The 25425-nt window shown below is 68.1% G+C and carries 20 protein-coding genes and 1 pseudogene; 11 read left to right on the top strand and 10 right to left on the bottom strand.

Annotation, left to right across the window (positions count from 1 at the left end; genetic code table 11):
• Positions 1 to 72 precede the first annotated feature (72 nt).
• The 3 genes from GA0070619_RS11100 to GA0070619_RS11090 are packed head-to-tail and all read left to right on the top strand — an operon-like array spanning position 73 to position 1141.
• Positions 73 to 450 (top strand): DUF2089 domain-containing protein, encoded by a 378-nt coding sequence (locus tag GA0070619_RS11100; protein ID WP_197699635.1) that lies wholly within the window; start codon positions 73 to 75, stop codon positions 448 to 450.
• A gap of 17 nt (positions 451 to 467) precedes the next feature.
• Entirely contained in the window at positions 468 to 707 is a 240-nt protein-coding gene (locus tag GA0070619_RS11095) for a hypothetical protein (RefSeq protein ID WP_231927374.1), read from the top strand.
• 11 nt (positions 708 to 718) lie between these two features.
• The gene (locus GA0070619_RS11090; protein WP_088947981.1) at positions 719 to 1141 is read left to right on the top strand and encodes an SHOCT-like domain-containing protein; all 423 of its coding nucleotides are present in this window, start codon (positions 719 to 721) and stop codon (positions 1139 to 1141) included.
• Between the two features lie 232 nt (positions 1142 to 1373).
• On the opposite strand, the gene GA0070619_RS11085 is transcribed toward GA0070619_RS11090, so the two are convergent.
• The gene (locus GA0070619_RS11085; protein WP_196922788.1) at positions 1374 to 1715 is read right to left on the bottom strand and encodes a GlsB/YeaQ/YmgE family stress response membrane protein; all 342 of its coding nucleotides are present in this window, start codon (positions 1713 to 1715) and stop codon (positions 1374 to 1376) included.
• Positions 1716 to 1923: 208 nt separating this feature from the next.
• Between GA0070619_RS11085 and GA0070619_RS11080 the strand changes: the two genes are divergently transcribed.
• On the top strand, positions 1924 to 2577 hold the full coding sequence (locus GA0070619_RS11080; protein WP_088947980.1) for a hypothetical protein: 654 nt from the start codon (positions 1924 to 1926) through the stop codon (positions 2575 to 2577).
• 62 nt (positions 2578 to 2639) lie between these two features.
• On the opposite strand, the gene GA0070619_RS11075 is transcribed toward GA0070619_RS11080, so the two are convergent.
• Positions 2640 to 3149 carry a 2-thiouracil desulfurase family protein gene (locus GA0070619_RS11075; protein WP_088947979.1) on the bottom strand — a complete coding sequence of 170 codons (510 nt, stop codon included), beginning with the start codon at positions 3147 to 3149 and terminating at the stop codon, positions 2640 to 2642.
• Positions 3150 to 3305: 156 nt separating this feature from the next.
• On the opposite strand from GA0070619_RS11075, the pseudogene GA0070619_RS32350 reads away from it, so the two are divergent.
• Positions 3306 to 3446: pseudogene (locus GA0070619_RS32350) on the top strand (VOC family protein); the annotation flags it as partial.
• Positions 3447 to 3461: 15 nt separating this feature from the next.
• Here GA0070619_RS32350 and GA0070619_RS11070 read toward each other — a convergent pair.
• Positions 3462 to 4682 carry a helix-turn-helix domain-containing protein gene (locus GA0070619_RS11070; protein WP_088947978.1) on the bottom strand — a complete coding sequence of 407 codons (1221 nt, stop codon included), beginning with the start codon at positions 4680 to 4682 and terminating at the stop codon, positions 3462 to 3464.
• 364 nt (positions 4683 to 5046) lie between these two features.
• On the opposite strand from GA0070619_RS11070, the gene GA0070619_RS33410 reads away from it, so the two are divergent.
• From GA0070619_RS33410 to GA0070619_RS32340, 4 genes are all read left to right on the top strand, one after another.
• A complete protein-coding gene (locus GA0070619_RS33410) occupies positions 5047 to 6405 on the top strand; it encodes a hypothetical protein (protein ID WP_231927373.1) in 1359 nt (452 codons plus the stop codon).
• Positions 6406 to 6445: 40 nt separating this feature from the next.
• Positions 6446 to 6982, top strand: coding sequence for an NUDIX domain-containing protein (locus GA0070619_RS11065; RefSeq protein WP_231927372.1), 537 nt, complete (start codon positions 6446 to 6448; stop codon positions 6980 to 6982).
• A 339-nt stretch (positions 6983 to 7321) separates the two neighbouring features.
• Positions 7322 to 8338: a hypothetical protein gene (locus tag GA0070619_RS32345; protein WP_157743974.1), complete on the top strand. Its 1017-nt coding sequence runs from the start codon at positions 7322 to 7324 to the stop codon at positions 8336 to 8338.
• Positions 8339 to 9118: 780 nt separating this feature from the next.
• Complete coding sequence (locus GA0070619_RS32340; RefSeq protein ID WP_157743973.1) at positions 9119 to 11050, top strand: DNA recombination protein RecN; 1932 nt, start codon at positions 9119 to 9121, stop codon at positions 11048 to 11050.
• Positions 11051 to 11213: 163 nt separating this feature from the next.
• Here the strand turns inward: GA0070619_RS32340 and treZ are convergent, their stop codons facing one another.
• From treZ to glgX, 3 genes are read right to left on the bottom strand one after another with little or no spacing between them, the layout of a single operon-like run.
• On the bottom strand, positions 11214 to 12938 hold the full coding sequence (gene treZ, locus GA0070619_RS11050; protein WP_088947974.1) for a malto-oligosyltrehalose trehalohydrolase: 1725 nt from the start codon (positions 12936 to 12938) through the stop codon (positions 11214 to 11216).
• A complete protein-coding gene (gene treY, locus GA0070619_RS11045) occupies positions 12935 to 15241 on the bottom strand; it encodes a malto-oligosyltrehalose synthase (RefSeq protein WP_088947973.1) in 2307 nt (768 codons plus the stop codon). The genes treZ and treY overlap by 4 nt, the downstream gene beginning before the upstream one ends.
• 1 nt (position 15242) lies before the next feature.
• The gene (glgX, locus tag GA0070619_RS11040; RefSeq protein WP_088947972.1) at positions 15243 to 17360 is read right to left on the bottom strand and encodes a glycogen debranching protein GlgX; all 2118 of its coding nucleotides are present in this window, start codon (positions 17358 to 17360) and stop codon (positions 15243 to 15245) included.
• A 316-nt stretch (positions 17361 to 17676) separates the two neighbouring features.
• Here glgX and GA0070619_RS11035 point away from each other — a divergent pair, with 316 nt between their 5' ends.
• Positions 17677 to 19122 carry a glycosyltransferase family 4 protein gene (locus tag GA0070619_RS11035; protein ID WP_088947971.1) on the top strand — a complete coding sequence of 482 codons (1446 nt, stop codon included), beginning with the start codon at positions 17677 to 17679 and terminating at the stop codon, positions 19120 to 19122.
• Between the two features lie 91 nt (positions 19123 to 19213).
• On the opposite strand, the gene GA0070619_RS11030 is transcribed toward GA0070619_RS11035, so the two are convergent.
• The 4 genes from GA0070619_RS11030 to GA0070619_RS32790 form a co-directional block, all read right to left on the bottom strand.
• The gene (locus GA0070619_RS11030) at positions 19214 to 20497 is read right to left on the bottom strand and encodes a citrate synthase (RefSeq protein ID WP_088947970.1); all 1284 of its coding nucleotides are present in this window, start codon (positions 20495 to 20497) and stop codon (positions 19214 to 19216) included.
• A gap of 218 nt (positions 20498 to 20715) precedes the next feature.
• The gene (locus GA0070619_RS11025; RefSeq protein WP_088947969.1) at positions 20716 to 22749 is read right to left on the bottom strand and encodes a sulfatase-like hydrolase/transferase; all 2034 of its coding nucleotides are present in this window, start codon (positions 22747 to 22749) and stop codon (positions 20716 to 20718) included.
• Entirely contained in the window at positions 22742 to 24172 is a 1431-nt protein-coding gene (locus GA0070619_RS11020) for a class I SAM-dependent methyltransferase (RefSeq protein WP_088951717.1), read from the bottom strand. Before GA0070619_RS11020 ends, GA0070619_RS11025 begins: the two co-directional genes overlap by 8 nt.
• A 17-nt stretch (positions 24173 to 24189) precedes the next feature.
• Positions 24190 to 24339 (bottom strand): hypothetical protein, encoded by a 150-nt coding sequence (locus GA0070619_RS32790; RefSeq protein ID WP_172862026.1) that lies wholly within the window; start codon positions 24337 to 24339, stop codon positions 24190 to 24192.
• A gap of 191 nt (positions 24340 to 24530) precedes the next feature.
• Between GA0070619_RS32790 and GA0070619_RS11015 the strand changes: the two genes are divergently transcribed.
• On the top strand, positions 24531 to 25397 hold the full coding sequence (locus GA0070619_RS11015) for an arginase family protein (RefSeq protein WP_157743972.1): 867 nt from the start codon (positions 24531 to 24533) through the stop codon (positions 25395 to 25397).
• The last annotated feature ends 28 nt before the right edge of the window (positions 25398 to 25425 follow it).

The following is a 25425-nucleotide window of genomic DNA, read 5'->3' as shown; positions in this document are numbered from 1 at the left end:
TGAGCGGCGCCACCTTAAGAAAATTAAGATCAAAGTCTTGTAAGTTAAGGATATCAGCGCTACACATTGTGTATGACAGAGCAGGCGATGGACTGGCAGGAACTCACCAGCCTGACGCGAGGGCAGCCGTTCGTCGTCGAGCGGGTGCGCCTGGCGAGCAACGGCGTCGCGATCGAGGGCGAGTTCGAGCCGCCCCAACTGGCTCAGCTCAACATCGAGGATCAGGTCTTCGTCACGGCGTTCGTGCGCTGCCACGGTTCGATCAAGGAGATGGAACGCATCTTCGGGGTGAGCTACCCGACGATCAAATCACGACTCAACCGGATCACGCAGATGCTCGACTTCGTCGAGACCGACCCGGCGCCGTCGCGGGCCGACATCATCGACAGGCTGCGCCGCGGTGAGATCACCGCACAGCAGGCGTTGGCCGAGCTGGACGGCCGGTCGTGATGCCGCAGTTGGTGACCGTGAAGGTCAAACGCCCGGACCGCCGGCCCATCCGCGTCTGGGTTCCGGTGCTTCCCGTGGTGCTCGTGCTCTTCCCGGTCGTGGCCCTGGTCGTGCTGGCGGCGATCGTGGCCTGCGTCGTGTTCCGCATCGGTGTGGTGCGGGCACTCGGCGCCGGCTGGCGCGTCGTCTCCGCGCTGCCCGGCGCCCGCTTCGACATCGAGCAGGGCCGCACGGCCGTGCTCGTGGCTATCCGATAGGAGAGGTTCGAATGACCGAACAACGCAAGGACATCCTCGACATGCTGGCCGCCGGCAAGATCACCGCCGAGGAGGCGGAGCAGCTCATCTCCGCCCTCGAACGGGACCAGGCACCGGCGACGACGAGTCACGACGTCCGACAGAAGGGCAAGGTGAAGTACCTGCGGGTGGTGGTGGACGCCACCGACAACGGCGAGCCGTCGCGGGTCAACGTGCGGGTGCCACTGCAACTGCTGCGGGCCGGCGTACGGCTGGCGGCGCTGGTCCCGCCGCAGGCCCTGGTCAAGGCCAACGCCTCACTCAGCGACTCGGGTGTGCCGATCGACCTGACGCAGCTCAAGCCCGAGCAGTTGGAGGCGCTCGTGGAGCACCTCGACGAGGTGACCGTGGAGGTGGATTCACCCGATGCCACCGTGCGGGTCTTCTGCGAGTAGGCGCCGTCCGATGGGACGGCCCCTCGAGAGGGTGCTGGAACACCCTCCCGAGGCTGCGCCCGCCGCAGCAGAGCACAGGTGAACTGCCAATCTGAAGTTTAGCCACTCACCAGCAAACCAGCGGAGGGACCACTCGGACGGGTGGTCCCTCCGCTGGCATCCCGGACAGGTCGGCTGGGACAGCCGACGACAGGGCAGCGCACGTCGCGGCCACCCGGGGTGGCTCGCCCGTTCAGCCCTTGGCCTGGCTGCGGCGGACCCGCCGACGGGGCTTCTCGTCGCCGCCGGCAAGCCGGGTGAAGGTGAGCATGTTCGCCAGCGCCACGGCGATGATCGCGACGCCGACCTGGATCGCGAGCACGACCCAGTCCCAGCGCAGCACCCACACCTTCACGCCGGCTCCGTCGTCGATATCGAGCGCCCGGGCAACCACGGTGCCCAGCACCGCCGAGCCGACGCCGATGACGAACGTGGCGAAGAAACCGATCCGCTGCCTCCCCGGCAGGATGAGTCGGCCGAGCAGACCGACGAGCGCACCGATGAGCACCGCGCCGAGATAACCAGTTACCAGCATTGCCGAATCTCCCCTCCAGTGCCCAGGTACATGCCCGAATCTCACGTTCGGGGAAACCCCCGCTCGATCGTGGTCTGGTTCAGGGCTTGCGGGCAGCTGGTCGCTGGCGCAGGGTAAGCGCGCACAGCACGCCTCTGATCAGGGCCGCGGACATGTCCCCTCGATCCACTACGCTGCTGGATCTATCCCACGTGACCGAAGGACGCACATGGCCCGCCCCTACAGTCCCGGACCGAAGCAGTTCGTCTTCGCCGTCGGTGATGGCAACGATCAACACGTCTCCGTGGACGACCCTCAAGAGGCCTACGTGGCGTTCTCCGCGTTCTTCCGGGGTCGAGAGTCTGACACCTACACCATCACTGACGAAGCGGCAAGGCAGAGTCTGGTACTCATGCCCCGTCTGGGTGTGATCTCCCGGATCAAGGATGCGGACCAACCTCGGTCGGAACACCTACGGGTCGACAGGGCCAACCGCTACCTTCCGAGCGCGATGCTGTTCTTCGAGAACGGATATGCCGGCCTCGACCACTTCGGCCAGTGGTTCTCCGACCTCTCCGACCTCGACGCGTCGCCGGAGACCCGCGGTGCCGCCCGCGCCGCCACGTTCACGACGGAAGCAGCGGCAATCGAAGAAGTCGGCCGGATCTGGGCAGATTCCGGCGTCGTCGACCCGAGCGACAAGCATTACGTCTTCTTCGACTCGCATGATGTCGACGATGACCGAGCCGATCGAGCCGAACTTCTCCAGTTGATCGAGTTCCTCGGGCTCGAACGGGTCGACGCCCCGGCCGGGGCCGTCGGGGGCGAAGTCTGGGTGCGTACCGACCCACGCCTCGACGTCGAATGTGCACGGTGGTCGTGAAAGATGAGAGACATCTTCCGGACCTGTGGCCGACTTGCCGACCGCTGACGGCGCTGGGCTCGCTACCCGGTGCAGCGCTCTGACTTCTCCAGGTCAGCGAGCATCGCTGCGGCTTGCGCAAGCTGCCCTTCGTGGAACACCGGTATGCCGTGACGTAGCAGTTCCTCTGCGGCTACTCCCCGTCCGGGCACGGTACGGCCGGTGAATGAGCCGTCATAGATCACGCTACTGCCGCAGGTTGGGCTGCCGTCGACAAGGATCGCGAGCGCGACGCCTGCCTCTACCGCCCGGTCCAGTGCTCGTCGAGCGGCGAGCCTAAACAGGTTGGTGACGTCTGCGCCGGTGGCTTCTTCAACCCGCGCGGAACCCGCGAGAACGTCTCCCGCAGTCCCCCCTACTATCTCGGCGGGCGGGCGAGGAATGGGAAAGCCCACCGCGACCTCCGGACAGAACCGCACGAGGCGTCCTTCGGCCGACCAGCGGTCCCAGATCAGCGAGTTCACCGGCACATATGTCGCGTCGTAACGCAGCGCCCGCCCCTGCAAGCATCCGCTGACAAGCACCTTCAGCACGGCCCGAACCGTAGCACCGGGCCGACGCGATTGACGGAGAAGCTGACCCAGGACCAGCATCCGCCACGGCCTGGCGGAGATGGCTGACGACACCGCAGCGTCCAAACCAAGACCAGACCCGAGAATCTGCCGCAATCCATGCGACCTGTCGCACTCGATCAGGCAGAGGCTCGCATCGCCGCCGCCCTGGCCGCCGGCGGCAACCTGCTCTCCGACGCGCACGCACCTTTGTGGTGGGTCCTGGCCGACGCCGAGGGCAACGAGGCGTGCGTCGCCACCTGGGTCGGCCGCGCATAGCAGGACGGCGAGGTTTCACCTCGTGAGCCCGACCAGCGTGGCGAGTCGCGCCACGCCGGCCGGCGCCGGTTGCGCGCGAGCAACCTCGGCGATCACGGTACGCGCCAACGGCCGGCACCGGACTTCAGCAGGCGCGACACTGTCCGCGTCCACCAGGGCGCGTGCAGCGCCGCGCAGGTCACCCACCTGGAGGTAAGCCCGCGCGACATCAACCAGGTACGCGCCCCGATGCTCGGCCGGCAACCGCCGGAACGCCTCCCGCCGCACCACCGTAACGTGCCGTTGCAGCGCCTCGTCGGCGTCACCCCGTTGCGCCGCGCACAGCACCCGCGCCAGGTCGACGGCGATCGGCCCGAAGCTGGTGCGGTGCGTGTCGTCGTACCTCCGAAGGTGTGCGGCAACGCCCGCGGCCCGGTCGGTCAGCTCCTCGGCGCGGCGGGCGTCGCCGCAGCCGGCGGCGGCCAGAGCGGCCTGCACCAGCAACGTCCCACCCAAAGCCCATTCCCCCGGACCCTGGTGATCATGAGGTTGACGGGCACTTTGATCTCCACCACACCCGCCAACCTCATGATCAACGACGCGAGATGGGAGTGGGAGGATGCGGTTTGCCGCATTGAGGGTCGCCGTCAGGGCGAGACGGTCGCGGTTTGACGCACGGAGCGCTTGGGCTACCGAGATTGTTGCCGTTGCCGCCAGGATCGGGTCGTCGCCGGCGGCGGCCATCGCCCGGTCGGCGGCCAGCCACCCGAGGTCGGCCTCGCCGAGCTTCACCAGCAGCGACGAGGTGATCCGGTACGCCTGCACCAGCACCTCCGCCGACCGCGCGCCCTGGGCGGCGTCGAGCAGACCCGGCAACACCCGCACCAACTGCCCGTAGTGCGCGTGCTGGTAGGTCAACCAGGCGTACCCGATCTGCCTCCTGACGTCCTCCATCGTCTGGGCCGGGGCCTGAGGGATGTCGTAGCGGGCGAGCACGGCCCGGATGTCGTCCACCCCGTCTGGCGGGCCGGCAGGCGTCGGCCGTTGCTGGCCGAGCAGCACCTCCGGGTCGACCCGCAGGACGTCGGCCAGTTCCTGGATCACCGAGTACCGGTCCAGGGCGCGCACGCCCCGCTCCACCTTGTCCACCCAGCTCTTCGACCTGCGCAGGCGGTCGGCAAGCATCTGCTGCGTCATCGACCGCCGCACCCGCCAGCGGGCCACGCGGCGGCCGATCGGGACGTCATCGCTGGTCACGCCGCCACCGCCGGTCCGGGACCGCGCGGGTCGTGTCGTCTACGGGTACGCGATCCGCCTCGGCCTGGGCCAGGAGGCGCTGTTTGGCAGCCTCCCGCTCGGCTGCCTCAGACTGCTCACCCTTGTTCGCCGACTCATCGCCCTGCATTGACACCTCCGCTGGCCGGGGTGTGACGTTTGCCGTCACTCAGGACCCCTGCGATCAGCGAAGCGGGCTGCCGGTCGACGGACCAGATGGCAAGCGATGCGCTCGGTTGCGCTGCTCAGGACGTGGGTTGCGCAGGGTTGCGCGGGTCCCCATAGGACCGCAGCAGCCCATAGGCTCGTCACTGTTGGTAGTTGACTGATGCCTGGAGGCGGAACCATGGCGCGACCGGTGACGAACGCAGCGTTCGAGGGGCTGCTACTTGCCGCCGGCTACGGTAACGCTCACGCCGCCTTTGCTCGGCAGCTCAACCACGCCGGCCGCAACGAGGGCGCCTGGCGTTACGACGCCGCCAGCGTCTACTGGTGGTTACGCGGTCGCCGGCCTGGCGAGCACGTCCAGGCCGCAATGGCTGAGACCCTAGCCCGCAAGCTCGGTCGCTCGGTCGGCGTGACCGAGCTGGGCTTTGGCGCGGCCGAGAGCATCGGCATGTGTGTCTACCCTGCGACCTTCGATGGAGCGATCGATACCGCCGAGCTGATCTGGACGAGATTGGCCAAGCGCCTCAGCCAACAGGACAGCGGGGCTTTCGACAGCGGCAAAGCGCTAGAGGCAGCACTCGGCTGGCGGTATGACCTGCCCGACCAGGCGGTCAGCCGGAGCGGCCGGCAACAGGTCACCTCCACCGACGTTCAATCGCTGTACGCGCTGGCCGACCACTTCACCGACCTCGACCGACGTCACGGCAGCGGCTCTCCGCGCACCCGTGCTGTCGTGGCCGACTTCCTGATGCGTCAGGTCGCGCCGATGCTGCACGGCACCTACACCGAGGCCGTGGGACGCGACCTCATGCGCGCAGCGGCAACGCTCTCCGGCCAACTTGCTTTCATGTCGTACGACGCGGGCGAACATGCGATGGCACAACATCATGTGACGCTCGGCCTGCGGCTCGCCAAGGCCGCTGACGACCGCCTCTACGGCGCTCACCTGCTGGCCAACCTCGCCACCCAGGCGGTGTTCCTGGGCCACGGTCGGGAGGCGTCCCGGCTCGTCGAAGCAGCCATTGACGGGGCCGGACGCGCACCCGCCGCTGTCCTCGCTCGGCTGCATGCCACCGCCGCTACTGCGTACGGACAGTCAGGCGAGCGACGTGCGTGCCAACTCGCCCTCGCTAAGGCTGAGCGTGCTCTCGACCGGACGGGCACAGATTCCGGCCCGCGCTGGGTCGGCTACTTCAGCCCCGCTCACCTGGCCGGGGCCGCGCTGAGGTGCCTGGGCGACCTGCACCTGTACACACAGGCCCTTCGACACGCTCCCGACGCACTGAACCTCGGCAGCAAGAACACCCGGACGCTGGCCCTGCACACCGCGCTCGTCGCCATGACACATGCCCGCGCTGGAGACACCGACGCTGCCTGCAACTGGGCCTCTAAGCTCGGGCGGCACGGTGCGGGCATCGAGTCGGCGCGCGTTCAACAGCGCGTCCGCGAACTCGCTACTGCTCTCAGCCCGCAGCAGGCATCACCCCAGGTCAACGAGGTCCTGCATACCCTCGCAGCGATGCCGGCAGCCACCTAGAGCAAGAGCTCACCTAGATACATTCGGTAGCGTCACCGAGGTGACCTGGACGGATCCCGCCACCTGGTACGCCAACCTGGCTTCTTTTTATGCCGCCGCCGCGGCCTTCATCACCGACCCGGACGGCAACGTGCTGCTCGTCAAACCGACGTACCGCGACCACTGGGCCTTCCCCGGCGGCTACGTGGACGAGGGCGAGTACCCACACGATGCGTGTGCTCGCGAGATCCGAGAGGAGTTGGGGTTCCTTGCAGTCGTGGGCGACCTTCTCGTAGCCGACTGGGCACCGCCCGCCGGGCAGCGGCCACGCGCGATCATCAGCTTCACATTCGACTGCGGGTCCATTGCCACCCTCGATGGCTTGCATCTGCAGGGTCATGAGTTAGAGGACGTCGCCTTCTTTCCGCCACAAGAGGCCGAGCAGCGTCTTCCGGGCAACGTCGCCACACGAGTTCGTGCGGCAATGCACGCTCGTGACCGACACGCTCCCGTGTATCTTGCTGGCGGCTCGGCCGTTTGGCTGCCCCCTGGTGATGCAGAAGGTTGCGAAGCCTGCCCGACACGGCAGACTCCGTGAAGATAATCCGGCGCACAGGGTCGAATCGTCCCGTCGCCCACCAGGTTAACCGCAAACAAATCGTTGCTAACCGGATGTTTCTTCAGGCGCTGCTAGGCGCCTGTAGTCGTCGTTGGCGGCCCTGTTGCGGCTAAAAAGGCCGGCACCGTTTTCGCTTGCAAGACGAGGCTGACATGACCTTCGTGCCCCTCGCCGAAGATGTGCGGGGCACTCAAATCAAGATCACTGCCGCAGGGAACGCCTTCGGACGGCCACGTCACCTTAGACGATCTACCCCCGTTATGAAAGACTGGACCTCAACACAAGGTCCCCATAGTGTTGCTCCATGATGTCGGGTAGGTGGACATGAAAGCTTTGCCACCCCCTGCGGTCATGTTCGCGAGACTTCTGTATGAAGCCGGCAGCTTCGCTGGGGCGCGCGAAGTCTTCCAGACCATGATCACCGACCTCGTCGACGTGCAGCATCTCACGGCCAACGAGGTAAGTGGTCCGGGGGGCTATGACTGGGGCATTGATACCTATGTCGGCCAACTCGACTCAGCCATCGCCGTCTGGCAGTCGAAATTCTTTCTCGACTGGAGCGGCGAGTCACAACGTGGCCAGGTAAGGCAGTCCTTCAATGAATTGATGAAGAAGGCTGCCTCGGAAGGATTTTCCGTAGACGCGTGGACGCTTTGTACACCATGCATTCTTGCGCCAGAAGAGCAGCAGTGGTTTGACACGTGGGCCGCAGGAAAGCGGCGCAACCATAAGCTTTCCATATCCCTGTGGAATGGCACAGCTCTGCGGAAGCGCCTGATGCAGCCCGATGCAGCAATTGTGCGTGAAAGATACTTTTCAGAACAGGGCGGACTCGGCCAGGCTCCCGAGCACGTGCAGTTCATTGACGACCTTACGCTCTTCAACGACACCCTATTTGTTCGCCAATTAGAAGCGGCCGGCGAAGCCGAAACTGACGCCGCGAAGGGTCTTTTCTTCGCAGCGGAAGCACTTGCCCGTGATTTAGCAGAGAAGGGAAACCGGGACGGGGTCGCAGCCCTACAGGAACTGCACCTCGAAATCCAACATCTATGGGAGCAACGATTCAATGTCGGGGTCAGGCAGGTTGATCATGATGGGCGAATCGACAGCCTCCTAGAAGACGTGATGTCAGCCGCGGCCTCCTGTCCAGATCCAGATGGCATTCGCCTCCGGCCTGCGCACCGGAAAGGCATCGCCCATCGCCTTGTGGAGGACGCTCGCGCAGGCTGGGTGAAGCATTGGCGTGAGATAGCAACAACACATGATGGACCACGCGCAACCAAGCCAATTTCCCTTCGAGTCGCCGAGCCTGCCGAACTAGAGGCGACATCATGAACGTTCACATTCATCCAGTCGACAGCAATGGACACTTCTCCCTATCGGCGGCCGTACCTAGACCCCCCGAAGATAGCACGGTCTTCAGGTTAGCCCAGCTACTGTTACTACTTGAAGTTTCAGAAAAAATAAGGGTACGTGTACCGACCTTAGACCGACTTGGCTATTACGATTTCTTCTCAGCGAACCCGTTCGTAGTAGTTTCGGGAAACCAAGATCGAGACCGAACTGATCGGCTAGCTCTGCGGCTTGCTGGATTCAGCGACCAACAACTCTCCTACGCATCAACAGGTCAGCGATTCGCGAGCAGGCGCCGCCGCCTACAGTACGATCTTTCGCTATTGCTGTCGTATGGCCTAGCGCGCATCCATGCAACCGGATATCGACTCTCTCTAAATGGGCGCATGATGGCTCAGGAAATGACCTCGGTATATGCAGAGTCGTATCGAGAAGCCGCTATAATCGTGGTCCGGCGACTCGGCCGCCTCTCAGACGCACGCCTGAACGAGGCAGCGGGAGAGTGGATAGGACGCTCCTGGCTATTGATTGACTTCATGGATGACATCAATGAAACCGTTCCTGAACATCGCGCGCTAGACATTCCCGCAAGAAGGAGGGGTCGTGGCTGATAGCCTTCGCGGAATTCGTCTAGTCGAGTTGCTATTGGCTGGAGCGACCGGAGCGAACAGAACATATGGGGTCTCATTTAGGGAGCCGGATGGCAGTCTCTGGCGTCCAATGTCAGTGATCGCTGGCCCAAGCCAAACGGGTAAGACTAGCGTGGTCGACTTCATCCGATACTGCTTGGGCGATAACGAGCACCCACAGCATCCCGAGATTCTAGGATTTGTTCGCTCTGCCCTTCTTGAGACTTTACTTTCTGGCCAGTTTCATTGCATAGAACGTGCTGCGGTCGGGCCACCATCGAAGTTTGCCTCTATCTGGCAAGCTTCGCTCGGCACCCTCGGAGCGGCTCCAGAAGTTCGCGTCCCCGTCGATCCCCCCTCGGATCCAACTGGGTTATCACAACGACTATTGGCAGCCTGCGGCATGGATAACATTGCCCTGCCCGAAGCGCCAACAAAACAAGAGTCGGCGTCACAGATGCTGAGCATCCGGGATGTCTTCCGCCTGATTTGCCTACCAAACGACAGACTGGACAACAAGAACCTCGTTTTTGAGCATTCGCATCACATGGCCCGCCAAAAGTTCTACCAAACAATTGATGTCCTTTTTGACATCCATGACGTTGCGGGTGCGGACTTGGCGGCACGTGCCCGACGCGCTGGGGAAGCCGCAACCCAAGCCGACAAGCTGGCTAAATCGCTGAGCGCCGTCATTCATCAAGAACACCCCCTTGGCCCCCTTGTCCTGGAAAGCGACCGAGATAGGGCACGCGCACGGGCTACCACATTAGCTCAGCAGTTAGCGAATCTCGACAGCGAGCAAAGCGCACGCGATGAGTCGATCACCGGATTACGAAGGAGTCTGGCCGAAGCGCAAGACGTGGCGGCTTCGGCAGCAATTCGAGTCCGTGATCGCGAGAGCCTGATGGAACGATTAAGCTCCTTGCGGGGTCAATACGCGGACGACAAAAAGAAGCTGACGTTCCTCAAGGAAGCTGAACGCCTGTTCGATCCCTTACATGTGTCGTCCTGTCCCGCCTGCCTGTCGCCTTTGAAGGAGGCGCCCCGAATCGTGGAGGGCGAGTGCAGTCTCTGCGGCCATGAACTTCCGGCGGAAGACGGACGGTTGACGCTGGGTTCCGTCATAGCGAGCAATGAGGCAGCGGAAAGGAGTTCAGAGGATCTCGATCCTACGGCAATCCACGATGCCGTGACCGCCAATCCAGACGACTCGGCGGGCGTCGATGCAATGAAGGTGCTCGACGGTGAACTTAGAGCGACGACGCGCCGACTCAACGAGTTGAACGACTACTGGGCACGCCTGGATCGTGATCTTCAGATACTCAGAGCCGAACGAATCGCGGCTGATCGCGCAGTGGAAATCGCAGCTAGCCACGTGAACCGGGTTACGGAAGTTCCTGCGCCGTACCTTGCTGCTCGTGACGCGATAGCAGCGGAACATGCAAATACCCTATTGAAATTGCAAGAAAGCGAGGCCGGTCTGCGGTTGTGGGAACGTGTGCGTCAAGCCGAAGCGGTGGCTGAACGTCTTGCCGTCCAAGCATCCCGGCTGCGCTCCGAACAGCGCGAAGCATCTGTGCGGCCGGATCGAACAGCAGTCTACAGCAAGCTTTCCCAGCGATTCGGTGAAATTCTTTCAGACTTTGGATATCCCAAGCTTAGGGATCCATACCTCAATGAAAGACTCGTACCCTTCGTTCGCGGGCTGCCTTACACTTCGGCTAGCAGCGGCGGTCTCGTTTTGATTAGCCTTGCCTGGTATCTCGCCCTTTGGGAAGTTTCATTCGAAACGAGCTCTCACGCACCAGGATTACTAGTCATCGACAGTCCGCAGAAGAATCTCGGGCACTCAGCTAATACAGATGATTCTGATTTCGCTGACTCACGGCTGGTAGAAAACTTTTATCGACATGCAAAGAATTGGCTATCTGACGCCGGCCGGGGTGCTCAGCTGGTTGTTGTCGATAACAGTCCGCCTGACACCGTTGCAGAAGATGTTGTCGTTCGGTACACCCGTGATCGCAATGTGCCCCCGTATGGCCTTATTGACGATGCCGTGGATTAGGGTCCGAGGTTCCGGTGTGCGCCACCGTTGGCAAGCCGCCGGCTGACCCTCGCCCAATTTTGAACCGGAAACCCATCTCATTGTTGCTCGGCGACTGTCTGGCCGCATCCCCGGTCGGCTCCCGCCACATTCGTCTGCTCTGCCTTGAGGGGCCAATCGGACCTTAGAGCGCCACGATCGCCGCAGTCTCCGCCGGCAACTCGATCCGGTCCCGCATAACGGTGACCCCCTCCCCCGTAGCCAGCAGCACCCGCCGAGCCACCCCAGGCAGCGACACCCCCTGCCCCCGCCCAGCCAAGTTCGCCACGACCAAGGTGTCCCCCCGCCGCATCAGCAAAAACTGGTCCCCATGCTGCACGGAAACCGCGTTCAACCGAGGATCCGAGAGATCCGGCAAAGACCGCCGCAGCCCAATCAACCGCTGGTAAAAAGCCAACATCTCCCGATGCTCAGGCTTGTCCAGCTCAGCCCAGTCCAACCGCGACCGTACAAACGTCTGCGGGTCCTGCGGATCAGGCACGTCCCCCTCGGGCCACCCGTGCGAAGCGAACTCCCGCCGCCGCCCGGTCCGCACCGCAGACGCCAACTCCGGCTCAGGGTGCGACGTGAAGAACTGCCACGGCGTTGAAGCCGCCCACTCCTCCCCCATGAACAACATGGGGGTGAACGGCGCGGTCAACAGCAACGTGGCCCCAACCCGCAGAAGAGAAGGCGACAACGAAGCCGAGATCCGATCCCCGGTAGCCCGGTTCCCGATCTGGTCATGGTTCTGCAGGTACGCCACGAACCGGTGCCCCGGCACCCGAGGATCGACAGGCCGCCCATGGTGCCGGTTACGGAAGCTGGACCAGGTCCCCGCGTGGAAGAACCCACCGGTCAGCACGTCCGACAGCGTCTCCAGGGACCCGAAGTCGCCGTAATAGCCCTGCCGCTCCCCCGTCAGCAACGTGTGCAGCGCGTGGTGCGCGTCGTCGTTCCACTGCGCGTGCAGCCCGAACCCGCCCGCCTCGCGAGGGGTGATGAGCCGCGGGTCGTTGAGGTCGGATTCGGCGATCAGCGACAACGGCCGCCCCAGGTGCGTCGACAGAGCCTCGACCTCAATCGCCAGCTCTTCGAGCAGCGGCACCGCGCGGGTGTCCGGCAGCGCGTGCACGGCATCCAACCGCAGCCCGTCGACGTGGTAGTCGCGCAGCCACATGAGCACGCTGTCGATGATGTAGCGGCGTACCTCGTCGGAGTGCGGCCCGTCCAGGTTGACCGAGCGGCCCCAACTGTTGCTCTGCTCGGCGAGGTAGGGCCCGAACTGCGGCGCGTAGGCCCCGGAGGGCCCGAAATGGTTGTAGACGACGTCGAGGATCACCCCCAAACCGCGAGCGTGGGCAGCGTCGACGAACCGTTTCAGGCCGTCGGGGCCGCCGTAGGGCTCGTGCGGGGCATACCAGCAGACGCCGTCGTACCCCCAGTTGTGTTCGCCGTTGAAGGCGTTGACCGGGAGCAGCTCGATCAGGTCGACACCCAGCGACACCAGGTGATCGAGGCGGTCGATGGCCGCGTCGAAGGTGCCGTCCGGGGTGAAGGTGCCGATGTGCAGCTCGTAGAGGATGCTGCCGGGCAGTTGCCGGCCGGTCCACGAGCTGTCGGACCACGCGAAGGCCGCGTGGTCGTAGCGTCGGCTCGGCCCGTGCACCCCCGCAGGCTGCCACGGTGACCGGGGGTCGGGCAGCGGCGTTTCGTCGTCGTTCAGCAGAAAGGAGTAGTCGAGGCCGGCGTCGGGGACGTCGACCCGCCACCACCCGTCGGCGGCGGCGCGCATCTCGTGGTCGGAGTCGCCGGCCAGGCGCAGCCTGACGCGGGTGGCGTCCGGTGCCCACACGGAGAATTCGGTCATGAAGCAGCCTCCACGGAAGCGGTGGGAGGAGCCAGCAGTGCGACGGGATAATCGGCCAGGAGGTCGTCCAGGGGCGTCTCACCGCCACTGTAGACCCGGCCGGTGAACAGGTCGGTAACCTCGTTAACGGGAAGCGACAGGGCCGTGTCACACCAGCCGCCGGCGCGGGCCAGGCCCAGCGGCAGGCGGGTCGCCACGGCGATCACGCCACCCCGGTCAAACGCCACCGCGTGCCGGCCCACCGGGCCGTGCGCCGGCACCGGTCGGTAGCCGGTGAACAGCTCCGGGTGCGCCCGCCGCAACCGCAGGGTTCGCGACACGACGAGCAGCTTCGCTGCGCCGTCGGTGTCGATCGGGGGACGCCAGCCGCCGTCGATCCGTGCCAGCAACTCTCGGCGTACGTCGAAGTCGACCGGGCGGCGGTTGTCCGGGTCGACGAGGGAGTTGTCCCACAGCTCGGTGCCCTGGTAGGTGTCCGGCACACCGGGCATGGTGAGTTGCACGAGCTTCTGCCCGAGGGAGTTGCACCAGCCGGCCGGGGTGATCGCCGCGGCGAGTTCGGTCAGCTCGTCGTGCAGGCTCGGGTCGTCGTACATCAGGTCGACCACGGCGTGCACTGCCTGCTCGAAGGCCGGGTCGGGATCCGCCCAACTGGTCGAGGCCCCGGCCTCCCGGGCGGCCTTCTCCACGTACGCGTGCAGTCGCTCCCGCTCGATGGGCCAGGCGCCGACGGCGGTCTGCCACAGCAGGTGGGCGAACGACGGGTCGGGCAGCGGGGCGTACTCCATCCAGGCCTTGACCTGCTCGGCCCAGCGGCCCGGCAGCTCGCTGAGCACGGCGAGGCGGGCGCGGACGTCCTCGCCGCGCTTGGTGTCGTGGGTGGAGAGGGTGGTCATGCTGGCGGGCCAGCGCACCTGGCGGGCGCCGGCGAAACGGTGGAACTCCGCCGGCGACACCCCGAAGTAGGCGGGGCTGTCGCCGACCTCGTTGAGCGCCACGAACCGGCTCCACCGGTAGAACGCGGTGTCCTCCACGCCCTTGGCCATCACCGCGCCGGTGAGCTGCGGGAACCGTTGGCCCAGCTCGTCGTCGGGGTTGCGCAGCCGGCGGGTGATCGCGTCCAGGGCGGCGGCCAGGTCGGGGCGACGGCGGCCGGCCTCGGAGCGGGCGGCGGCGAGGTGCCGGGCGCCGTGCGGCGGGTAACCGCGGTAGACCGGGAACGCGGCGGCCAGCTCGGCGAGCGCCGCGCGGGCCTGCTCGGTGGGCACCTCGGGGGCGAGGGCGGCCAGCCGGGTCAGCTCGGCGGCGAGCAGCCGGGTGGCGGCGGCCAGCTTGGTGGCGTGGGTCAGGTCCTCCCAGGAGGTGTGCTGCCCGGTCAGGCGGGTGTCCAGGGCGGTGAAGTCACCCTCGGCGTCGGTGTCGATGAAGAGCCCGCCGACCGCTGCCAGGGCGTCGTAGCCGGTCGTGCCGTCCACCGGCCAGTCCGGCAGCTCCTCGCCGTACTCCAGGATCTTCTCCACCACGAGCCAGGCCTGCGGCGCGGCGGCCCGCAGCCTGGCCAGGTAGCCGGCCGGGTCGCGTAGGCCGTCCGGGTGGTCGACGCGGATGCCGTCGACCTCCCCGGCGGCGGCCCAGCGCAGGATGAGGTCGTGGGTGGCGGCGAACACCGCCGGGTCCTCCACGCGCAGACCCGCCAGGCCCGCGATGGCGAAGAATCGGCGGTACGTCAGCTCGGCGTCACCCCGACGCCAGGAGACCAGCTCGTAGTGCTGCCGGTCGTGCACCTCCGCCGCGCTGCCGTCGCCGGTGCCGTCGGCGATCGGGAAGCGGTGCTCGTGGTAGCGCAGCTCGTTGTCGACCACCTTGAGGTCGTCCAGGGCGGCCGGGTCGTCGGCCAGCACCGGCAGCAGCAGCCGGCCCCGGTCCCAGTCGATGTCGAACCAGTCGGCGTACGCCGAGTCGCGCCCCCGGCGCAGCACGTCCCACCAGGCGGGGTTGGCCGCGGGGACGGCGACCCCGGCGTGGTTGGGCACGATGTCGACGACGAGCCCGAGTTGCTTGTCGCGCAGCGCCCGCAGCAGCCGCTGCCGACCGGCCTCGCCGCCCACCTCCGGGTTGACCTCCCGGTGGTCGACCACGTCGTAGCCGTGCTGAGAGCCGGGGGTGGCGGCCAGCAGCGGGGCGCTGTAGAGGTGGCTGACGCCGAGGTCATCGAGGTAGTCGACGATCGCGGCGGTGGCGTCCAGGTCGAAGCCGGGGCGGACCTGGACGCGGTAGGTGGCCTTTGGAGGGGTGGCCGGCATGTCAGATCGTCCTCTCCAGCACGACGAGGGACCGGTCCGGCACCCGGATGGTGCCGCCCGCGCTGATCACCGTGGCGTCGCCCGGCTCCGGTTCGGCAGTGCTGATCACCCGTTCCCACTTCTGGCCGTACTCGCTGCCGGGCATGGTGAAGTCCAGCGGCGCGTCGTGGGCGTTGAAGCAGAGCAGGAACGAGGCGTCGTGGTGTTTCTGGCCGTACTGGCCGCGTTCCCGGATGCCCTCACCGTTGACGAACAGCGCCACCGAGCGGCCGAAGTCGTTGCCCCAGTCGTCGCCGGTCATCTCCCGCCCGTCGGGGGTGTGCCAGGCCAGGTCGGGCAGCGGCTCGTCGCTGCCACGCCCACCCACCGGCAGGCCGGTGAAGAACCGGCGGCGGCGGAACACCTGGTGCCGTTTGCGGAACGCGGTCAACGTCTGGACGAACTCCAACAGCTGCTCGTCGACGTTGTCCCAGTCGACCCAGGCCAGCTCGCTGTCCTGGCAGTAGACGTTGTTGTTGCCGTGCTGGGTGCGACCCAGCTCGTCGCCGTGGCCGATCATCGGCACGCCCTGCGACAGCATCAGCGTGGCCAGGAAGTTGCGCCGCTGCTTGGCCCGCAGCGCGAGCACCGCCTCGTCGTCGGTGTCACCCTCGACCCCACAGTTCCAGGAACGGTTGTGGCTCTCGCCGTCCCGGTTCTCCTCGCCGTTGGCCTCATTGTGCTTGTCGTTGTACGACACCAGGTCGTTCAGCGTGAACCCGTCGTGGACGGTGACGAAGTTGATGCTGTGGAACGGGCGGCGCCCGTCGTCCTGGTAGAGGTCGGCCGAACCGGAGATCCGCGACGCGAACTCGGCGAGGGTCGCCGGCTCGCCGCGCCAGAAGTCTCGGACCGTGTCGCGGTATTTTCCGTTCCACTCCGTCCACAACGGCGGGAAGTTGCCCACCTGGTAGCCGCCCGGGCCGACGTCCCACGGTTCGGCGATCAGCTTCACCTGGCTGACCACCGGGTCCTGCTGCACCACCTCGAAGAAGGTGGACAGCCGATCCACCTCGTAGAACTCGCGGGCCAGGGTGGCGGCCAGGTCGAAGCGGAAGCCGTCGACGTGCATCTCGGTCACCCAGTACCGCAGCGAATCCATGATCAGTTGCAGGGAGTGGGGGCTGCGCACGTTGAGGCTGTTGCCGGTGCCCGTGTAGTCGACGAAGTAGCGGCGATCCTCCTCGCTGAGCCGGTAGTAGCTCGGAGCGTCCACACCCTTGAAGCTCAACGTCGGCCCGAGGTGGTTGCCCTCTGCGGTGTGGTTGTAGACCACGTCGAGGATGACCTCGATGCCGGCCGCGTGCAGCGCCTTGACCATCCCCCGGAACTCCTGCACCTGCTGACCGAGGCGGCCCAGTGCCGAGTAGCCGTGGTGCGGGGCGAAGAAGCCGATCGTGTTGTAACCCCAGTAGTTGCGCAGCCCCAGGTCCACGAGACGGTGGTCGTGCACGAACTCGTGCACCGGCATCAACTCGATCGCCGTGATCCCGAGCCGGGTCAGATAGTCGATCATCGGCGGGGAGGCGATGCCGGCGTACGTGCCGCGCAGCTCCTCCGGGATGTCCGGGTGGCGCATGGTCAGCCCGCGTACGTGCGCCTCGTAGATCACCGAGTGGTGGTAAGGGGTGCGCGGCGGCTTGTCGTTGCCCCAGTCGAAGTACGGGTTGACCACCACCGACTTCGGCATGAACGGCGCCGAGTCCGCCTCGTTCATCCGCTCCGGCTCCGACATGTCGTAGTCGTAGACCGCCGGGTCCCACTGGATGTCACCGTCAATGGCCTTGGCGTACGGGTCGAGCAGCAGCTTGTGCGGGTTGCAGCGCAGCCCGTTCGCCGGGTCGTACGGGCCGTGCACCCGGTAGCCGTAGCGCTGGCCCGGCTCGATGCCCGGCAGGTACGCGTGCCACACGTAGGCGTCCACCTCGCGCAGCTCGACACGGCGCTCCGCGCCGGTGTCCCACTCGTCGAAGAGGCACAGCTCGATCCGCTCGGCCACCTCGGAGAAGATGGCGAAGTTGGTGCCCATCCCGTCGTAGGTGGCGCCCAGGGGATACCTCTCGCCCGGCCAGACCTGCATGTCGCTCCTTAGACCATGGTTATGTGCGCACCGGCCGAGATCGCCCGCGCGCACGCAGGTAGTGCCCCCGGCCCGGGCGCGCCAATCCATCCTTTCAGGCGACGGGCGAAAACCGCCCGTCTGATGCGCGCTACACCGATCGGGTGTCGTCCGTCACGATGGCCCTTTTCGAGGTGCGTTCTTGGGCCCGATGCACTTTCCTTGTTCGGGGGCAAGCGTCCGCGCGCGCCCCGCCAGGCCCTCGGCCACCCCTTACACCTCTTACTCCGCCGCCACTGACGCCGGCGCGTACCACCATGCATGGACGGAGATTGATGTGACGACCCTGCGGGTCGACGAGCAGCTCGCTGCCACCAAGGACCGGGCCCACCGGCCCACAGTGACCTCCCGGCCCCAGCTTCCGGCGCAGCCCGGCCTCTCCGCGCAGCCCGGCACGCCCGTGCCGACGCAGTCCGGCCCCGGGGTGCCCCCGCAGACCCGTCGCATCCTCATGCTGTCCTGGGAGTACCCGCCGGTGCTCGTCGGCGGCCTCGGCCGACACGTGCACGCGCTCTCCGTCGCCCTCGCCGCCGCCGGCCACGAGGTCACCGTCGTCACCCGCCACAGCGAAGGCGCACCCCTGGAGGAGTACGCCGACGGCGTGCGCATCCTGCGCGCCCCCGAAGACCCGGTGACGTTCCCCCTCGCCACCGGCTCCCTGCTGGCCTGGACCATGGCCTTCAACCACACCCTCACCCGCACCGCCCTGCGCGCCACCCAGGCTGGCTCGTACGACGTCATCCACGCCCACGACTGGCTCGTCGCGCACACCGCGATGACGTTGCGCGACCACCTGGACATCCCACTGGTCAGCACCATCCACGCCACGGAGGCCGGCCGGCACCAGGGCTGGCTCCCGGAAGAGATGAACCGCACCATCCACGGCGTCGAGCAGTGGCTCACCAGTGAGTCCAACCGGCTGATCGTCTGCTCCGGCTACATGCGCGACGAGGTGAACGCGCTCTTCGGCGTACCGGCCGGACGGGTCGACGTGGTGGCCAACGGCGTCGAGCCGCACCGCTGGCGGGTGCCCGCCCGCGCGGTCGCCGCCGCCCGCGCCCGCTTCGCCGGGGACGGCCCGCTGGTCACCTTCGCCGGCCGCCTCGTGTACGAGAAGGGTGTGCAGCACCTCATCGCCGGGCTGGCCCGGTTGCGCGAGCGGCACCCCGGGCTGCGTGCCGTGATCGCCGGTGACGGCCCGTACCGCGCCGAACTGGAGGCCGAGGTGCACCGCCGCGGCCTCGGCGGCATGGTCAGCATGCCGGGCTTCCTCGGCGGCACCGACCTGCCGGCGCTGATGGCCGCGTCCGACTGCTTCGCCGTGCCGAGCATCTACGAGCCGTTCGGCATGGTCGCCCTGGAAGGCGCCGCAGCCGGCGCGCCCCTCGCGGTCGCCGCCACCGGTGGCCTCGCCGAGATCGTCGAGCCGGGCGTCACCGGCATGACCTTCCGCCCGCACGACCCGGACGGTCTCACCGACGCCGTGGACGCCCTGCTGTCCGACTCCGACCGCGCCCGCGTCATGGCCCGTCGTGCCCGCCGGATGGTCCACGACCAGTACGGCTGGTCGGCCATCGCCCAGCGCACCGCCGCCAGCTACGCCGCCGCCATCACCTCGGACGCCACGTTCACGGCCGAACGCGCCGAGCAGCGCATGTCCCAGGGCCGCGCCCTCCCGGCGCTCCCCGAAGGCAACCTGCTCGCCGCCGCCGGCCTGCGCTAAGCCGCCACGCCGCGCGCGGGAATGCGGCAGGCCGTCGACCTGGATCGGTCGACGGCCTGCCGGTGTTGCGGGAAAGCGGGAAAGACGGACGTCAGCGGTCGGCGAAGGGGACGTAGTCCCGCTCGGCGGAGCCGACGTAGACCTGCCGCGGACGGCCGATCTTCGTCTCCGGGTCGCTGATCATCTCGCGCCACTGGGCGATCCAGCCGGGGAGCCGGCCGAGCGCGAAGAGCACCGTGAACATCTTGGTCGGGAAGCCCATGGCCTTGTAGATCAGGCCGGTGTAGAAGTCCACGTTCGGGTAGAGCCGCCGGGAGACGAAGAAGTCGTCGGCGAGCGCGATCTCCTCCAGCTCCATGGCGATGTCCAGCAGCGGGTCGGGCTTGGCCATCCGGCCCAGCACGTCCTGCGCGGCCTTCTTGACGATCGCCGCACGCGGGTCGTAGTTCTTGTAGACCCGGTGGCCGAAGCCCATCAGCTTGACGCCGTCCTCCTTGTCCTTGACCTTGCGGACGAAGGACCGGACGTCGTCGTCGCCGGCGTGGATCTGCTGGAGCATCTCCAGCACCGCCTGGTTGGCGCCGCCGTGCAGCGGGCCGAACAGCGCGTTCACACCGGCGGAGACCGAGGCGAACAGGTTGGCGTTGCTGGAGCCGACCAGGCGGACGGTCGAGGTGGAGCAGTTCTGCTCGTGGTCGGCGTGCAGGACGAAGAGCATGTCCAGCACCTTCGACATCACCGGGTCGACCTCGTACGGCTCCGCCGGCACGCCGAACGTCATCCGCAGCAGGTTGTCCACGTACCCGAGCGAGTTGTCCGGGTAGAGCAGCGGCTGCCCGATGGACTTCTTGTACGCGTACGAGGCGATGGTGGGCACCTTCGCCATGAGCCGGACCGTCGAGATCTCCACGTGCTCGGAGTCGAACGGGTCCAGGCTGTCCTGGTAGAAGGTGGACAGGGCGCTCACCGCGGAGGACAGCACCGCCATCGGGTGGGCGTCCCGGGGGAAGCCGTCGAAGAAGCGGCGCATCTCCTCGTGCAGCAGCGAGTGCCGCCGAATCCACTCGGTGAACTCGGTCAGCTGCTGCTCGCTCGGCAGCTCACCGTAGATGAGCAGGTACGAGACCTCCAGGAAGGAGGACTTCTCGGCCAGCTGCTCGATCGGGTATCCCCGGTAACGCAGGATCCCCGCGTCGCCGTCGATGTAGGTGATCGCGGATGAGGCAGCGGCGGTGTTGACGAAACCGGGGTCGTACGTGGTCATCCCGGTTTCCTTCAGCAGCTTGCTCACCCCGATACCGGCGGGGCCCTCGACCGCGGGATGTACCGGCATCGACAGCTGCCCACCGGGGTGATCGAGCTTGACTTCCGTCATGTGGTTCCTCGCTTCGCCGGCAGATCTACGTTGAATTGCCTTCGCTTCTACCGTAATTGCGGTTCGGGGGACAACGCCCGCCGTGGTTCGGCGGTGAGGCATGCGTCACCCGATTCCCGACCGGGCCGCCGGGAAACCCGGGATCCCGTTGGGCGGGACACGGGCCGGACGACGGCCGGACGAGGGCGGGACAGGGGTGGACGACACCCGGTGGCAGGTCACGAGAGGGCAAGGCGTCGCAGCGTACCGTCCGTCGCGATCTCGTAGACGTCGAGCTGGTTGGTTCCGGCGCGAAACAGCCTGTCGTCGGTGAGCAGCGCGGCGAACCGGCGTCCGCCGGGGTCGGCCGGCGCGACCGGGACGACGGCCCCGATCCGGCCGTTGACGGCCACCGCGAGCAGGGTGCCGTCCGGGATCCGGTCCGGGACGTCCCCCCAGACGAGCGCCGGAAGGGTGCCGGTGTCCGGGTCCATGGCGGTGAACGCGGCCAGGTCGGCGACCCGGGCGCTGCCGGCGGGCGGGCCGGCGCGCACCTCGGTGCCGATCAGGGGGTGCGGTGTGGGCAGCGGCGGCGGGGTGGGCACCCCGCCGGGGAAGGTGACCGGTTCGCCTGGGCGGTCGTAGAAGTGTTTCGTGCCGTCGGTGCGCGGCGCCTGTCGGGCGGAGCGGCCGTCGACGCGCCAGGGCAGCCGGATGTTGGCCTCGTCGGCCACTGTCGGCAGCAGGTCGACGTGTTCCCAGTTGCGGTCGTCCACCCGGCCGGTCTGCTGCCGGGGTTCCTTGACGAACATCGGCACCCAGGCGACCTCGCCGGCGGCGGCCTTGATCGCGTCCATGCCCCGGCCCTGGGCGCCGGGGCGGAAGCTGACGCCGTGGTCGGCGGTCACCACGACGAGGGCCTGGTCGTAGAGGCCGCTGGCGCGCAGCGTCCGCAGGGTCTCGCCGATGAGCCGGTCGGTGTAGCCGAGTTGGGCGAGGTGCCGTTGCCGGGCCAGGTCGACCCAGCCGGCGCCGTCGTTGGGCAGGTCCTCGGGGGCGTCGTAGCGCGCCCCGGACGGCAGGTACGCCCACGGCGAGTGCGGCATCAGCAGGTGCAGGAAGTGCAGGGTGGGCCGGGGCGTGGGCTTCAGCCCGGCCAGGAAGCTGGTGAAGCGGGCCGGCTGATTGTCGTCGAGGCTGTCCCAGCGGAACTTCGGGTCGGCGGGCACCGGCTCGGCGGCGTCCAGGCCGGCCTCGGCGCGGGTCTGCTCCCGGTAGGAGTCCTCCGGGTCGACGGCGCTCTCCGTCGGCCCGGCGATGCGGCCGAGCAGCTTGCCGGTCTCCCGGACCAGCACGCCGAGCCCTTGCTCGGGGGTGACCGGCTGTTCGCAGCGGCTGGGCGGGCAGAGGCGGGTGATGCTCTCCTCGGCGCGGATGTCGTACAGGCCGCCGAAGGCGGTGAAGATGTTGTCCGGGTACTGCGAGTAGTGCGGGGCGACGGGCTTGGCCGGGTAGCGGCCGGTGAGCATCGCCGGCAGCGCGTTGGGCGTCCACCCGCTGACGCCGGTGGCGTTGCGGTACCAGGTCGAGCCGCCGGCCAGTTCCGCGAAGTGCGGGTACCGGGTCGCGTCGATCCGCCCGTCGGCGCCGAGCAGGCTGACCAACGGCAGCTCGTCGAGGATCAGCATGACCACCGGCGGGTGCACGCCGGTGCCCTGCGCGGTGCCGGCCGCGCCGCCGTCGCCGCGGGGCAGCACCACCGCCGAGGTGGGCGAGGCGAGCAGGAAGAGCGCCAGGAAGGCCACCGGCCCGGCGGCGGCCAGTCGCAGCACCCGGCCCGGCGCCCGCCACCGCCGGTGCGCGGCCGCGCCGGCGGCCCCGGCCAGCACGGCCACCAGCAGCAGGGGTACGCCCCGAAGCGGCGTCACGTGTCGGCCCACCTGCACGGCGAGGGCGGCGAGCAGCAGGCCGACCAGCCCGGTGTGGGTGAGGGCGCGGGCGGTCCGGCCGGCGAGTCGGCTGAGCGCGCCGAGCAGAGCCACCGCGACCGTGGGCAGCACCGACACCAGGGCGACCAGCAGCAGGATCTGGGCCGGGTCGGCGCGGTGGAACAAGAAGAAGTCGGGGCTGCGGCCGAGCACGTCCAGCAGAGGCTGGGTGACCACCAGGCCGACCAGGGCCGTCACCTCCAGCAGCCGGCCCAGCTCGCTGCGCCAGCCCTGGTACCACCGCGTGGAGGCCGCTGGCGGGTCGGCGGCGGGGGGTTCAGCCACCCATCACCGTCCGGTAGAGCGTGCGGGTGCCCGAGGGCAGTTCCAGGCGCTCGGTGATCCGACCCCGGGCGGCCAGCAGCGTCTCGAAGGTGTCGCGCCGGTAGTCCGGGAAGAGGCCGGCGGGCTTGTTGGCCAGCAGCCGGCTTGCCATCGGGTCGTCCGGGTGGACGAACTCCACCACCACTGCGCCACCCGGCGCGGTCAGCCCGGCCAGCCAGTCGATGACCTCCGGCAGCGGCACGTTGCGCCCGATCGCCAGGTGGTGCACCACGGCCAGGGCGAGCACCACGTCGGCGGACGCCCGTTCGGCGAAGCCGGCCCGCTCGACGCCCCGCCAGCCGCCACCCGGTGACGGGTCGGCGAGGTCCAGCACCAGTGGCAGGATCCGGCGCTGCCCCTCGGAGCGCAGCTTGCGGTACAGCTCGTCGACCACGGCCGGGTCCTGCTCGACGGCGACCACGTAGTCGGCGTGCCCGGCCGCCAGCCGGGAGTACCGGCCGTCGTTGGCGCCGAGGTCGAGCACCAGGCGGGGTCGGGCGCCGGCGGCCACCGAGGCGGCGACGAACTGCTCCTTCGCCACCCGATCGCGTGCCGAGTAGCCGCAGGTGCGCTGGTAGTCCGACCAGTGGGTGCCGGCCGGGCGGTGGTCTAGCTTGCGGACCAGTTTCTCGATCCCGCGTACGGTGGCCAGCAGCAACTCCCGGGAGAAGCCGGCGGCCCGCAGTTGGTCGCGGACGTCGCTGGTGCTGGCGGCGGCGTTGCGCTGCTGCATGGCACCGTGCAGGTGCAGATGGGTCAGCACGCCGGGGCGCAGCCGGCGGGCCCCGCCGAAGAGCGGGCGCAGCTCGTCGGCCTCGATGCCGTCGACGCGGGCGCGCAGCCACGGTTGGAAGTCGACGCCCAGGTGGGCGGTGAGCATCAGCGGGTAGAGCATGGTCTGGCAGAACTGCCGGTAACCGGCCCACGCTTCGCCGTCGCGGACCGGCTCGAAGGAGCCGATGTCGATGAAGACTGGCTCGGTGCCGTGCCACTGGAGGTTGTACGCCGAGCCGTCCTTGGTGGTGAAGCCCTCGCCGAGCGCGGCCCGCAGGATCTCCACGTGCAGCAGCGCGGCGTCGCGCAGCATGCTGAACGACCACTCGTACGGGTGGGAGACGAACGGGATGCGCTCGTGACGCAGCACTGCGGCCCACGGCGCCCCGGTCGCGGCGGGCACCAGTGTCGACGGGGCGTCCTCGGTGGCGCAGACCTTGCCCGCGGCGACGAGCGCCGGGAAGAACCTGCTGCCGGTCAGCGCCCGCCAGTGCTCGGCGGCCCGGGTGTCCAGCCCGCGCAGAACCTCGGCGCCGACGTGGAAGACCCGGTTGGCCGGGTCGCGGAAGGAGGCCGGTTCGGGCCGTACCTCGGTGGGTGAGATCGCCATCGTGGGGACCGGCCCGCTCACCGCTGGTCGGAGGGTTGCCGGCGGAACCGGTCGACCAGCCGTCGCCAGTAGAGCTTGGCGGCGACCGCGGCGCCGGCCACCCCGCCGACGACCGCCTGCACGATCAGGCTGCCGGATCCCGCGTCCAGGTAGGCCAGATGTCTCACCGATCGCTCCTTGCCCTCGCCGTCTCGATACCGGCGTCCCGGGCCTACACCGGTGAGGCTTTTGACCCAGAAAGCCGGACTTGTCCCTCACCGTACGCCGGTCGTCATCGCCGTCGCGGGCACATCGGCGTACTCCCAGCCTCGCCACAGAATGTGGCCGGGAGGCCGGACCTCGCCGGTACGCTGCGGACGTGCGCTGGACGGTCGTGGACGCGCCGCTGGACTCGTCCGGCGCTGGGCGCGGTGAGGAACGGGCCCCCGCCGCGCTGCGCGACGCCGGCCTGCTGGACGCCCTGGCCGCCGACGACGGTGGCCGGGTGGACGAGGCGTGCCTGCGCGACGCTGTCCGGGACCCGGCGAGCGGGGTGATCGGCGCCGCCGGCCTGGTCCGGGCCGGCGCGGCCATCACCGCCCGCGTCGTGGCGCTGATCGCCGACGGCCGGCGGCCCCTGGTGCTCGGCGGCGACTGCGCCATCCTGCCCGGCATCTGCCGTGCCCTGCCGCCGACTACCGAGCTGTGGTTCGTGGACGCCCACCCGGACTTCCTCGACGGCGTGACGTCGCCGACCGGCGAAGCCGCCGACATGGACCTCTCGATCGTCACCGGGCACGGCCCGGTCGCCGCCATCGGCTGCGACGGCCCGCTGCTCGACCCCGGTCGGGTCCACCTGCTCGGGCACCGCCCGGCCACCGACGACAGCAGCCGCGCCGAGGCGGCCCGGATCGACCCGGCCATCCACCAGGTGCCCGCCGCCGAACTGCTGCGGCGGGGCGCGGGCACGGTCGGGGCGGGCCTGGCCACCGGCGCGGACGGCCCGGCCTGGCTGCACCTCGACCTGGACGTGGTGGACCCGCGGGACCTGCCGTCGGTGAGCTATCCCGAGCCGGACGGCCCCCGCTGGGCGGATCTGATCGCGCTGGTCACGCCACTGGCCCGCGCCGACCGGCTGCTCGGGATGAGCGTCACCGACCTGAACACCGACGAGGACCCCGACGGGCGTCACACCCGACGCGTCGTCGAGGTCCTCGCCGAGGTGCTGGGCTCCGCCGACCGTTGACGGCCGGTCAGCGGCCGGGCCGGGCGCT

The sequence above is a fragment of the Micromonospora zamorensis genome (assembly GCF_900090275.1).
GTDB lineage: Bacteria > Actinomycetota > Actinomycetes > Mycobacteriales > Micromonosporaceae > Micromonospora > Micromonospora zamorensis.
The sequence above is the reverse complement of the archived record's forward strand: the minus strand, read 5'-3'. Positions and strand labels throughout refer to the sequence as shown.